The 13,491-nt window shown below is 58.2% G+C and carries 9 protein-coding genes; 8 read left to right on the top strand and 1 reads right to left on the bottom strand.

Annotated features, from left to right (window positions below):
• Positions 1-35: 35 nt before the first annotated feature.
• From JNO48_04960 to JNO48_04930, 7 genes are all read left to right on the top strand, one after another.
• Complete coding sequence (locus tag JNO48_04960) at positions 36-977, top strand: sugar ABC transporter permease (GenBank protein QTE69250.1); 942 nt, start codon at positions 36-38, stop codon at positions 975-977.
• A 13-nt stretch (positions 978-990) separates the two neighbouring features.
• Complete coding sequence (locus JNO48_04955) at positions 991-1,914, top strand: carbohydrate ABC transporter permease (GenBank protein ID QTE69249.1); 924 nt, start codon at positions 991-993, stop codon at positions 1,912-1,914.
• A gap of 62 nt (positions 1,915-1,976) precedes the next feature.
• On the top strand, positions 1,977-3,566 hold the full coding sequence (locus JNO48_04950; GenBank protein QTE69248.1) for a hypothetical protein: 1,590 nt from the start codon (positions 1,977-1,979) through the stop codon (positions 3,564-3,566).
• A 155-nt stretch (positions 3,567-3,721) separates the two neighbouring features.
• A complete protein-coding gene (locus tag JNO48_04945; protein QTE69247.1) occupies positions 3,722-4,735 on the top strand; it encodes a metallophosphoesterase family protein in 1,014 nt (337 codons plus the stop codon).
• Between the two features lie 45 nt (positions 4,736-4,780).
• Positions 4,781-5,407: a hypothetical protein gene (locus JNO48_04940; GenBank protein ID QTE69246.1), complete on the top strand. Its 627-nt coding sequence runs from the start codon at positions 4,781-4,783 to the stop codon at positions 5,405-5,407.
• A gap of 151 nt (positions 5,408-5,558) precedes the next feature.
• Positions 5,559-7,817, top strand: a complete 2,259-nt coding sequence (locus tag JNO48_04935; GenBank protein ID QTE69245.1) for a helix-turn-helix transcriptional regulator — start codon at positions 5,559-5,561, stop codon at positions 7,815-7,817.
• Between the two features lie 15 nt (positions 7,818-7,832).
• Positions 7,833-9,677 carry a glycoside hydrolase family 127 protein gene (locus tag JNO48_04930; protein ID QTE69244.1) on the top strand — a complete coding sequence of 615 codons (1,845 nt, stop codon included), beginning with the start codon at positions 7,833-7,835 and terminating at the stop codon, positions 9,675-9,677.
• Here JNO48_04930 and JNO48_04925 read toward each other — a convergent pair.
• Positions 9,613-11,634: an alpha-galactosidase gene (locus tag JNO48_04925; protein QTE69243.1), complete on the bottom strand. Its 2,022-nt coding sequence runs from the start codon at positions 11,632-11,634 to the stop codon at positions 9,613-9,615. The genes JNO48_04930 and JNO48_04925 overlap by 65 nt on opposite strands.
• Before the next feature lie 142 nt (positions 11,635-11,776).
• Here JNO48_04925 and JNO48_04920 point away from each other — a divergent pair, with 142 nt between their 5' ends.
• A complete protein-coding gene (locus JNO48_04920; GenBank protein QTE69242.1) occupies positions 11,777-13,450 on the top strand; it encodes a hypothetical protein in 1,674 nt (557 codons plus the stop codon).
• Positions 13,451-13,491 lie beyond the last annotated feature (41 nt).

The raw sequence follows: 13,491 nt of genomic DNA, 5'->3' as shown, positions 1-13,491 counted from the left end.
ATCCCAAATCTAAATGATGAAAGGAGGTAACGGCCGTGACGGTTTCAGTTCAGACAGACCGGTTCAAAAAACGGCGTTCCTTCCTGCGGCGGGTAAAAAAGCATAAGCTTCATCTTATGATGATCATCCCGGTGATCCTCTGGTACCTGCTGTTCAAGTACGGCCCCCTGTACGGCGTCACGCTGGCTTTCAAGGAATTCCAGCTGCTCAAGGGCATCACGGGAAGCCCGTGGGTCGGCCTGGACAACTTCAACCGGCTTTTCAACAGCAATAACTTCTGGAATGTATTCCAGAATACCATTATTATTGCCGGACTGAAATTCCTGTTCGGCTTCCCCGCACCCATCATCCTGGCCCTGATGCTCAACGAGCTGCGGGGGCAGAAATACAAGCGGGTGGTCCAGTCCCTGAGCTACCTGCCGCATTTCATCTCCTGGGTTATCTTGACCGGTATCTTCATGGTCATTCTTTCCCCAACCCGCGGTCCGGTGAACACGCTGCTCAAATCCATGGGCATGGAAAGCATCTATTTCCTGGGCGATCCCAAGTATTTCCGGGGAACGCTGGTGGTGACCGGCATCTGGAAGGGTATCGGCTGGGGTTCCATCGTGTACCTGGCCGCCCTGGGCGGCGTCAACGAGGAACTGTATGACGCGGCACGGGTGGACGGATGCGGCCGGTGGGGCCGGATCTGGCATGTGACGCTGCCCGGCATCGCCCCGGTGGTGACCATCATGCTGATCCTGAACATGGGCAGCCTGGTGGAGGATGATTTTGACCAGATCTTCAACCTGCTGAACGACGCGGTCCTGGGTGTCGGCGACGTCCTGGGAACGTTTATTTACCGCCAGGGCGTGAAAAACCTGGATTACGGATATGCCACAGCTGTGGAGCTGTTCCGCAATATCATTTCCCTGGTGCTGGTGCTGAGCGCCAATTTCATCTCCAAGCGTATCAACGAATACGGCCTTTGGTAAGGAGGGAAGCAGAATGAGCACTGTTGCCACGGCGGCTCCGAAGCGGAAGAAGCACCGGATATATGAAAGCAAGGGTGAGCCGTATTTCCAGGCGTTCCTGGTGATCTTTTTCGCCCTGCTCAGCATTACCTTCCTTTATCCCTATTGGCATGTACTGGTGAATTCCTTCACCACGCCGGATTTTGCCTCCGCAGCGGGATTCCGGCTGTGGCCCCAGAAATTCTCCACTGACGCCTACAGGCACATGCTCAGCGCGAACTTCCTGTGGAGCGGATACAAAAACACCCTGATCGTATGCTTCCTGGGCTGGGCATGTTCCATTACGGGCGTGGTGCTGTCCGCCTATCCCCTCTCCAAGAGGGATCTGCCCCTGCGCGGGCTGTTTACATCCATCATCCTGGTGACCATGTTTGTATCCGGCGGCATGATTCCCACGTACCTGCTGGTGAACAATACCCTGAAGATGCGGAACAGCTTCTTCGCCATCATCCTGCCGCACTGCATCAGCACCTCCCACGTGATCATCGCACGCAACTATTTTATGTCCCTGCCGAACGACCTGGAGGAGGCGGCCACCATTGACGGGGCCAACAGCTGGCAGGTGCTGTGGCGGATCATGCTGCCGCTGAGCGGCCCGATCCTGGCCACGATCAGCCTGTGGGTTATCGTGAGCAACTGGAACGCGTACTTCAACTGCCTGCTTTACATCACCGATCCCAATAAATTTGTGCTGCAGGTGGTGCTGCGCCGCATCATCCTGACGGACTCCAAGGAAATGACCGCCGCGAGCGAGGCTGTGGCCAACACGACCGATACGGATATCGTGACCCTTCGCGCCGCGTCGATCATGCTGGCTACCGTCCCGATCCTCTGCGTGTACCCCTTCCTGCAGAAGTATTTCGTGAAGGGCGTACTGATCGGCTCCCTCAAGGGCTGATTCCCAAACCGTACCCGATCAGGGGGCTATCCCTGATTAGATAAATTGAAGGAGGTATTCCCATGAAAAAAGGTCTTGCCCTGCTCCTGGCTCTGGTCCTTTGCATCAGCTGCGTAAGCGCGCTGGCGGATGTGGACCTGAGCAAATACGTGTCCAACCCGGACGAGAAGATCACCATCGCGTGGCTGGCCGGTCATGATACCGACGCCATCCCGGAGGGCGATACGGTCGTTGCCTGGCTGGAAGAAAAGTTCAATGTGGACCTGGACGTCTGGTTCATCGAGCGTGAGAACTACGACGAGCTGCTGACCGCGCGTATCGCGGGCGGCGAAGTGCCGGACGTGTTCATGCTGCAGGACGCCTCGCAGTTCTCCAAGTGGGTCAAGCAGGGCGTTGCCATGGAGCTGCCCCTGGAAGTGATCCAGCAGTGCATGCCGGAAAGCTATAAATGGCTGATCGAATATGATCCGGAGTGCTTCAGCAACGTTTCCTACAACGGAAAGAACTACGGCCTGCCCCGCGTGAACGGCGACGGTTACTTCAACTACGCACCCTTCTGGCGTGCAGACTGGCTGGCCAAGTTCGGTTACACCGACGGCAAAGTGCCCATGACCCTGGAAGAATGTGAAGAAGTGTTCTACAAGTTCGCCAATGAAGACCCGGACGGCAACGGCGAGAAGGACACCTACGCCCTGAGCAACACCGGTATGAACCCCATCTTCGGCGCTTTCGGCGCGCTGCCGGACCGCTGGGTGGATGACGGGGAAGGCAACCTGGTGTTCGGCGCTGTGTATCCCGGCATGAAGGACGCCCTGACGCTGCTGGCCAAGTGGTATGCCGACAAGCTGATTGACCCCGAATTCATCACCGGCGAAAACCAGGGCGGCTACTGGGCCCTGTCCGTTCCGTTTGAAAACGGCCAGATCGGCTTCTCCTCCTCCGGCGCCTACTATCACCTGGCTCCTGACTTCGACGGACCCAAGAACGAGGAAACCGGCGAGGGCGGCAACTTCCAGTACGGCCGCACCATGCGGACCTTCGCGGCGACCGAAGGCCTGGGCTATGACAAGATGATCATCGGCTACAACCCCACCGGCCCGGACGGAAAGCAGGGCGGCGAGAGCTGGGGCCTGACCACTTCCGAAGCCATCGTGTTCAGCTACAAGCTGGCCGATCAGCCCGCCAAGGTGGCCCGCATCCTGGAGATCATCAACACCATCGGTTCCGATTTCGACACCTGGCTGAAGATCTGGAACTGGGACCTGGAATCCGACCAGTATGACTATGACGACCTGCTGGGCTATATCCCGAAGGAAGGCCATACCCGCGCGGATGAAGGCACCCACACCAATATGTTCAACACCCTGCAGAATCCCTACTTCGCCATGAAGGTGAAGCCCGCGCAGTGGAACTGGGGCAAGACGCTGCCGCAGTTCCGCACCGGCGGATACTCCAACACCAAGCTGCCCATCACCACCGCTTCCCAGCCCCAGTACTGGGAGAGCCTGGAAACCCTGCGCAAGATGACCTATGTGCAGATCATCACCGGCGAAAAGCCCGTGGACGCTTTCGATGACTTCGTGAAGCAGTGGAACGAAATGGGCGGCGCGAAGATCACTGAAGAAGCCAACGAGTGGTATCATTCCCGCTGATGAAAGCCGTGACCGCTGAACACGGCCCGGCCGGCCGGGCAGCCTGCCTGCGGGCGGCTGCCCCGGCAACTGAATAACCTGTTTCGGCGGGGCCGTCTTTGCGGCGGCCCCGCTGTCAATGCATGCCGGGAAACCGGCAGAAAGGAAGCACACATATGCCCCTGCCGGATGCCTTTCAGACCAAACATCCCCTCCGTTTCCGGAAGGACGGGGGATACCGCATCCTGATGATGAGCGACGCCCACCACAAACCCGCCCAGGGAGCACGCACCGTCCGTGCCATGGAAACCCTGATCGACGCCACAAAACCGGACCTGGTGCTGCTGAACGGCGACAATGTTGCCGGCTTTACCTGTAAGGAAATGTTCGAGCAGCAGCTGGCGGAACTGGTATCTCCCATGGAGAAGCGCCGTATCCCCTGGGCCCATGTGTTCGGCAACCATGACCAGACGCCGGAGGTGTCCAAAAAAGAACAGGAGGCCGTTTACGAATCGTATCCCTGGTGCGTTTCCAAGGCCGGGCCGGAGGAACTGCCGGGCTCCGGAAACTATTTCCTGCCGATCCTGAACGAAAAGGACGAACCGGTCTTCGGCGTGTGGGGAATCGATTCCCAGCAGGATTTCAAAACCCAGACTGTTCCCCTGGATTATCCCGGTGACCTGTACTGGGACGTGCTGATGCCCAGCCCGATCGTATCCTATTCGGATTATGACTTTATCCGGTTTGAGCAGGTGATGTGGTACTGGAACACATCGGTGGAGCTGGAACGGCTGTGCGGGCGGAAAATCCCGTCCCTGATGATGTTCCATATTCCCCTGATTGAATTCCACGCGATGCTGCGCAACGCCGGCCGCACCCAGCTGCGGGGTGAATACAACGAGCGTGTGAGCGCATCGGATATCAATTCCGGAATCTTCGCCGCCGCGTTCCAGCGGGGCGACGTGAAAGCGATGTTTGCGGGCCATGACCACATCAACACCTTTGACGGTGTTTATGCCGGTATCCATATGGGATTTGACGGGAGCATCGGCTACGACGCCTACGGCACCCGGGAAAACGATCCGGGGCATGACCGGGAGCGCCTGCGCGGCGGGCGGCTTTTCGATATCCGCCTGTCGGATCCCTGGGATATCCGCACGGATATGGTGTTCGTGAGTGATTTTGAATGAGCATCATGCGGATAACAAAAACATGGCATGGGGGATGATCATCCTGTGCGGCTGACAAAAAAGCGAAAAATGACCATATCCGGCGGCCTGACTGCCTTTGCCGTGGTTCTGGCCGTGCTGTCCCGCAGTTCCTGCTGCTACCTGGCAGCCCTTGCGATGGGGATCAGCACCCTGGGAGACGCGCTGCTGGCCGGGTATCCGGAATGCGTTGAAAACAAGCTGGTCAAAGGCGCGCTTGCTTTTTTTGCCGCGCATATCCTGTATATCTGTACGCTTCTTGTATCGTACGGGAAAAGTATTCCGGCACTCCTGCCCCGTTTCGCACTGCCATTTGTCCTGTTCCTTGCCCTGACGGTCCTCCATGGCCTGCTGTTTTATTCCCGCGGAAATTCCGGGTTTTCAACGGGGCTTTTCACAGCGGCATCCTTCTACCTGCTGACGGTGGGCATCCACGCGGCAGCCGCGGTCACTGTATACGGACAGGCGGGCGAAGGATACCTGCTGAGCGCGGCGGGAGCGATTCTGTTTTTCCTGTCGGACGCGGTCCTGCTGGCCCGGAAATACGGGACTGTCCGGGGGAAATATGTGACGGCAGTGATCTGGCTTACTTACGTCCCGGCGCAGCTTTGCCTGATCACCGGGATATTCCTGACACGGAGCGTATTTGCCTGATCCGGTATGAAGATCACCGGCGGTTTCCGGTACGGACGGCCATACGGATGGTTCCCTCATCCAAAATGGATTTCCGGTGTTTGCGAAACAGGAGAATTTCGTGTATATTCAAACCAAAGGAAATTCAACAACGGATGCGGAGGAGACTGTCGTGAAGGGTAAACGGATGATCAATGTGGCCAGTATCTGGATCATTGTGATTTTTACCGTGATCGCCGTGATGCTGTCCGGCATCTTTATGCTGGTTTACTCATCCATCCAGAACCAGGAAGCAAACAGCACCCTGCGGGAGGAAGCCTCAATCCTTTCGGACAACGCGGATTACCAGATTATGACGCCGATGCGCACGGAACCGGTCCGGCGGCTGTCCGCAAAGGAAGGAATGACGGGAACCGTCCAGTCCGTCTCCCTGAAGGGGGAGGCCGACAGCACGGAAATCAAAAAGATGTCCGAGTGGTGCGCATCGGCATGCGCGGCGATTCCGACCTGCGACCGGGTGCTGCTGTATTTCCCGGAGGCCAGAATGGCCGTCGGTTCAGACGGCGTCCATTTTATCGCGGATAAAAAATATACGGTAAAGAAAAGCGCCTATTCGTTTTTGCTGAACGTTGAGCCGGAAGACATGGTCTGGCTGAGGCAGCCGCTTGCCGAAAGCGGGGAGGAGATTCCCTACATCGTGTACACGGGTCCGCTGCCCGGTGTTTTTCCTGAAGGAAAAACGCCGATGATCGTATCCGCGGTGAAGGAGGAAAAGCTGCATACGCTGCTGCAGCGTTCGCTGCGCACGCTGGGCGAATCGGACCAGGTGTTCCTGGCCGACGTGCAGGGCGTGATCTGGAGCGCGGCAGACACTTCACTGGTCGGCGTTCCCTTGCCCAACACGCAGAACGGGGAACATTCCTGGAGGCTTCAGGACGGCCGGGAGGCCCTGCTTGCGGAAAGCTCCAGCGCTGCCAGCGGTTTCATTTATGTACTGGCTCGCCCGAATTCCGGCCGGCTGCGGAATTACAACAGCACCCTCACCCTGGTGGCGGTGATCTGCTTCGTACTGCTGTGCGCCGGAATGATCGCGGTTCTGTGGGTGCAGATTACCCACTATTCCCGGCCGATGCGGCAGCTGATCCGCCATATCGATATCCCGGAAGACGAAAAAAGCGGCGGAAGCCTGGTGACTTCGCCCATTGAGCATTTTTCCCGCATTGAAACAGCGCTGCAGGACATGAGTAAAATCAGGACGCAGCAGGCACAGTTCCTGCAGAAAAACCAGAGAACGCTGCGGGACGCCTGGCTCAACTGCCTGATGTACGGCGAGGCCCAGTATACCGGGCCGATGCCCCAGCTGGGGATCGATTTTGCCTATCCCCATTTCCAGGTGGTGATCATGTCCAATGTGCCCTCCCCGGAAACGGAGAAGAGCGTGCTGGCATGCTTCCCGGACAAGTATAAGATCATCGCGTTTACCAGCCGGGAAAAGGAGCGGGTGCTGCTGATCAACCACGGCATGGATGCGGACGCGGTTCCCGGAATCCTGATGAAGGCGTCGAAAATCCTGGATGAGAAGCATATTCCCCTGGCATTCGGCGTCGGCGTGATGGTGGACACGGAAAACCGTGTGCAGGTCAGCTTCCGCTGCGCGCGCCGCGCGCTGTCGAACCGCTACTTCGGCGAGGCCGGCCGGGTGAGCGTTTTTGAAGCGAAGGAAACACCCCGGGGCGAGGCTGAGCTGACCCAGCTGATTTCCCGGTTCAATTCCCTGACATCCATGATCCGCCGCCAGGCGGCTGATGAGGCGAACGAGGAAATTGACGCGATCGTGGCGCAGCTGAAGGAAAACACACCCTACCTGAACATTGTGCGGAGCGTGATGCTGACCGCGGCCATGTTCCTGTGCAAGATCGTGTATGACATGAAAAGCAGCCCCGAAGACGTGTTCGGCGATGACCTGATGAACACCTACTACCATCTTGAGGACATCAGCGCTTTCTCCACCCGCCTGAAGGAAGACAGCATGACCCTGATTGCCTATCTGTCCAGGGAAAGCAGTGAAGGCAACCGGAGCGTGGTCGAGTATGCCATCCTGCATATCCGCAACACTCCGCCGGCCGAGCTTTCCACCCAGTCCATTGCGGATGCGCTGAGCATCAGCACCGGGCACCTGAGCCGTGTATTCCACCAGGAAACGGGGAAAAAGCTGGTGGATTACCTGCAGGAGGTGCGGATGGAACATGCCGCGCGCCTGATCCGGGAAAACGAGCTGACCAACGAAGAAATCTGCGCAGCCATCGGATACAGCCGGCTGCAGTATTTTTCCACCAAATTCAAGGAATACTACGGGGTAACCCTGAATGAATACCGCCGCAGAAACAGCGCCGGGCAGGACGAGCCTGCGGCGGGGAATGCAGCCAAATAAAAAAGGAGCGCCGTTATGGCCGACCTGCTTCGGTTCCTGGCCCCGCATGACATGGCCTTTACCGGGATATACCGGGATTATCTGGAATTTACCCTGAGCCGGCAGCTTCTGGTTCCGGAACTCTGGGCAGATTTCGTGCGCGTTTTTACGGCGGATTCCGATGATCCGGACAAGGGCTGGCGGTGTGAATACTGGGGCAAAATGATGCGAGGCGCATGCCTTTGCTACCGGGCAACGGGGAATGAGGAACTGTACGGGCTCCTTCGGGAAACAGTCCGGAGCCTTCTGTGCACACAGCGGGAGGACGGCCGGATTTCCACCTATTCCGCTTCCGCCCAGCTGACAGGATGGGACCTGTGGGGCCGGAAATATGTGATGACCGGTCTTCTTCACTTCCTGGAAATATGCCGGGAGGAGAATGAGCGGAAGCAGATCCTGCATGCCCTGATCCGGCACGCGGACGCAGTGACCGACCAGTGCGGCCCGGGGAAAACCAATATTACGGAAACATCCGATTACTGGGGCGGGGTCAATTCCTGCTCCATCCTGGAGCCGTTCATGGCCCTTTACGGCCTGACCGGGGAAGAACGGTACCTTCGCTTTTCCGAATATATCCTGTCGACCGGCGGATGCCGGGACGGCAACCTGATTGAAATCGCGCTGGAAGGCAGGATACCGCCTTATCAATACCCGGAAACCAAGGCATATGAAACAATCTCCTTTTTTGAAGGCGTACTGGCCTATTACCAGGCGACGGGGAAGGAAAGGTACCTCTGTGCCGTGATCAACTTTTTCCATGCGGTTGAGGAGACGGACCTGACCATTATCGGCTGCTGCGGATGCACCGATGAGCTGTTTGACCATTCCACGCTCCGGCAGGCGGAGGCTTCCGGGAAAATCATGCAGGAGACCTGCGTCTCTGTGACCTGGATGCGGCTGTGTACCCGGCTGCTGCTGATGACCGGGGACAGCCGGTATTATGACCGGATCGAACGGACAGGGTATAATGCGCTTTACGGAGCGGTGAACCTGTACGGCCTGCCCCAGTACGACCGGCCGTCGAAGACAATGATGTGCGGCCTGCCGTTTGACAGTTACAGCCCGCTGACGGACAGCCGGCGGGGCAACGGCATTGGCGGGCTGAAACGGTTTTCATTCGGCGGATTCTATGGATGCTGTGCCTGCATCGCCTCGGCGGGGATCGCGCTGCTGCCGCTGACGGCGGTCCTGCAGGGCAAAGACGGCGTATATATCAACGCGATGTTTTCCGGCCGGGCGGCCTTCCGCACCGCGGACGGAAAACATACGGCACTGACTGCCGAAAGCGGCTATCCGCGGGAGGGAACCATGCGGATGACGGTGGAAACGGAGGAAGGACCGGAAGCGTTCACAATGCGGCTGCGCGTTCCGGAGGAAACAGCGGAAACAGAAATCCTGGTGAACGGTGTCCGCCAGGAGAAGCTGCCCCGGGAGAGAGGGTATGTATGCCTGAAAAGGCGCTTTTTTTCCGGAGATACGGTGGAGATCCGCGGGCGAATCCCGCTGGTCCGGGAGACCATCGGCGGCAGCGACGCTTTCCGGTACGGCTGCATCGTGCTGGCCCGGGATGAAGCAAAGGAACCGGACTTTGACAGCCCGGCCATGCTGCCGGACGGTCCGGTTTCCTGGAGGCTGCTGACACCGGAACCGGATGAAATGATCCGGATCCGGATCGACCGGGAACCGGATCACACGCCCCTGCTGCTGACGGATTACGCGTCCTGCGGAAAACATTGGAACCGGGAGAAAAACCGGGTTACGGTCTGGATGCGGAGATCCACAGGAGCCGATCCTGGCGGGGATGGGAGAAGCGCAGGATGAAATCACCGGCACTGCCGGATAGCATCTCCCCCGTGTCCTGGTCTTTGAGCGTAAAGACCTGTCCGCCTGACGCGAAGGGCAGGGTAACGGACAGGCAGCCTTCCATGCATTTTTCCTGGCGGAACGCCAGCAGTACGCCGGAAGCGGATTCCGCATCCCAGAAGGCATAGGCGGTGAAACCGTATACATCCTTCTCCGTATGCCACGGGGTCAGCAGATAAAAGTCTTTGAGCAGATAAGCGTTGACCTGCTTCCATTCCCGGAGGCCCCAGCGGAGCATTTCGAAATCCTGGTCCGGATCCTGTACAAACTGGGAATCAACGTTCAGGACCGGCAGGTAGGAAGCCCGCCATACGTAATGGTCCAGCGTTCCGGAGGGAGAAAGCATATCCGGCTTTTCCTTGTTGTTTGCCCCGCAGAAGGGGACCCAGCGGTTGAAGGAAGTGGTCATGGAAAGGCGGAGCGCTGCGGTGGTCCGGTCCGCATCGCTGCGAAGAAGCGGTATGCCCCGCCGCAGGGATTCCAGGTCGTTTCTTCCGCCGCCGCTGGCGCAGGAATCCACAAAGGCGCAGCCGCCGTAAGATGATGTGCAGGCAATGATTTCATCCCACAGGCGGTAATGGGCATCGATAAACCGGCATTCGGTGATGCCGGCGCGGTCTTCGCCTTCGAGACTGTCCAGATGCTGCCACAGGAGCGCCTGGTCGCTGTTGTTGTCCTCCCGGTACATTTCCACCCGGTTTTCCTGCAGGGTGCGCAGGATGCGCTGCAGGGTCCACCGGAAACAGGCGGGATCCCCGATGTTGTTGGAAACTGCTTTGACGCCCGGCAGCCGGATGGCCCAACGGGGATCGTAGTTCCAGCTTTTTGCCAGGGATTCCGGATCGGTGACCCTTTCCGGTTCGAACCACATGATGGTTTTCATGCCATGGGCCCGGGCATAATCCGTGGATTCGAGGAAGGTGCTTCCCGGCCACTTCACGGGATCCAGGCACCAGGTGCCGACCGTACCCCACCAATCCTCCTTCGGACTGGAACCATCGGGAGCGACATACCAGCCGGCATCAAACCAGCGGAAATCCACTTTTGCGTCTTCCGAGATCATCTTCTCCAGGGAAGGCTTCCAGGTTGTCCGGTCTTCCGAGATGCTGCCGTCGGAATTGGGACGTCCGGTGTCGCCCGCAATGCAGCAGGTGGAAAACGGGGCGAGCCGGCGACCCGTACTGTCTGCCCGGGGCAGGTTGTACGCGATAAACCAGCTGCGCCAGAAATTGACAGCATAATCCTCGCTGCGCATCCGGTACGGGGCACGGACAAACAGGGCAGTGCGTATTTTTTCCCCGGGACGAAGCTTTGCATTCAGACGGTTGACTGACCGTGCTGTAACCATCGTGACGCCGGATGCGGCATCATAGCGAAAGCCGGCCCGCCAGGTCCCGGCCCAGCCGATGGCCAGGATGACGCCGCCGTCACCGTATTCCAGGTTGAAGTACGGGAAGTTGACATGAGTGGCCCGCCCGCTGTTGGATTCGAAATGCCGGGGCTGGGAGGCCACGTCCAGCGCGTAGGGCCTGTAGTCGTTTCCGTGATCCCCCAGGATTCCCCTGAGGACCGGATATTTCCCCGGGAAAGTGAGGACGGTTTCCGCATCGGACAGCACATCCGTATCCCGCTGCCCGCGGTTTTCAAACCAGACGGTCCATTCGGAGATGCCATATTCCCCGTAAAAGGCACAGCGCAGGGTTACGAAAAGGCAGTCATCCTTTTGGAAGACGATTTCGGTGACCAGCCTGCCGCCTTCCCGGTGTTCGCTTTGATCCACGCGGGCAAACTCACTTTCCGGAAAACCGTGAATGACCCGGCCGCCGCAGGAAAAGCGGAAAGGGAAGGCTGCGGGATTGTCCAGGACGGCCCGGTGCCAGGCGGCTGCCTGCGGATTCTGATAGGAAACTTGCATTGGCAGGTCATCTCCATATCCGGTGTTGCGGGAATCTGATGATGGTACAGAACAGAAGCTTCAGCAGCATGATTATATATCAGGATGACAGGACTGTCACCTGCCTGCCGGGAGGACGGCAGGATGAAAGGAGATCAAAAATATGACCAGGATGGACGTGTGGGGACAGGGTGCGCTGTTTGCTTTTTCCGGGCTGGAAGGGAAAACGGTTTTTTCCTCCCAGCTGGTCGGGACGCTTCTCGGGGATCACCCGGGAATCCGCTTTATGACGGCCCGCCCGTTTGAACTGTATATTGATACGACGGATGTATCCGGTCTTGAATGGGAAACCGTTGCTTCCGACCTGATCCTGGGGAAGATGCGCATCCGGGACGCGTGGCACCGGGTATGCTTTGTATTCCTGTCCAATGCGGCCGTAGGCGGGATCTGTCCCGAAGGACGCCTGCGGCTGGTGTTCGATTCGGGAAAGGAAGACCCGGACGTATCCCTGAGCACGGCGGAGACGGAAGACGGCTGCCTGTTCTGCCTGTCATCAGGGGGAAAAACGGAAACCAGCCGGCAGGCGCTCGAAGAGGCAATAGAAAAGTATACCGCTTTCTATGACCGGTTCCGGCGGAACGACCTGAAAGAAGACGTGGAGAAAACGTTCCTGCACGCGGTTTCCGTAATGAAAAGCCAGGTTTATACGCCGGAAGGGATTTTCCGGCATTTATGGACCACACCGGAACGGTACCCGCACAAAAAGCTCTGGCTCTGGGATTCCTGCTACCACAGCTTCGGCAACTGTATCATCAGCGAAGACCTTGCGAAGGAATCGATTCTTGCCCTGCTGGATACCCAGCTGCCGGACGGCATGATTCCCCATATGTCCGCACCGGATTCCCACAGCCGGATCACCCAGCCGCCGCTGATTGCGTGGAGCGTGGAGAAAATCGTCCGAAGGACCGGCGACGCGGACTTCGCCGGCCAATGCTACGACGCGCTGACCCGATACCTGCAATGGGATATGGACAACCGCCGGAGCGAAAACGGCCTGTTCTTCTGGCATATCAACCGGGACCAGGCGACCAACCGGTGCGACGAATCCGGCATGGACAACTGCTCCCGCTTTGACCATGTGGAAGAGATGGAATGCATCGATTTTTCCTGTTTCATGAAGAGGGAAGCGGATGCGATGCGCTATCTGGCGAATATCATGCATCGGGACGGCGAGGCGGAAAAATGGGCGGAATACGCGCAGACGCTGACGCGCCTGATCAATGAACGCCTGTGGGATGAAGAAGACCGCATGTACTGCGATTTTGAGCTGAAAACCGGGAAGCAGCACCGCTTCCAGTCCGTGTGTTCCTTCCTGCCGCTGTTTGCGGGGATCTGCTCCGAGCAGCAGAAGGATGCGCTGGTTGCATCGTTGAATGATCCCAAAGCATTCAGGACACCGTTCCCCATTCCGTCGATCTCCGTATCCGATCCCTCATTCGGGACGGATATGTGGTGCGGCCCCGTATGGACCAACTATGTGTACCTGATTGCGGAAGGTCTGTACGCTTACGGGGAAAACGAGCTGGCGGACCGGATTATCCGGGACGCGGTGGAAGGTGTGACGCGCGCCTTCATGAACGACGGCGTTTTCTACGAGTACTATGACGGCTACGGCCGGGTTGCTTCCCCCAGACTGCTCCGGAAGGGCACTCCGGTCATCCCGTATATCGGTTCAAAAAGAATTACGCAGACAATCCGGGATTACGGCTGGACCGCAACGCTTTATGCCGCCATGGTCTATGAACATGCCGGGCTGTTTTCGCCGGATGCCGAATAAACCGGAGAAGCGGTACGGCTGAAAGCCGTACCGCCGGTTCT

The sequence above is a fragment of the Clostridiales bacterium genome (assembly GCA_017569285.1).
Taxonomy (GTDB): Bacteria; Bacillota; Clostridia; order Christensenellales; family Aristaeellaceae; genus Aristaeella.
This window is presented reverse-complemented; position numbering and strand designations above follow the sequence as displayed.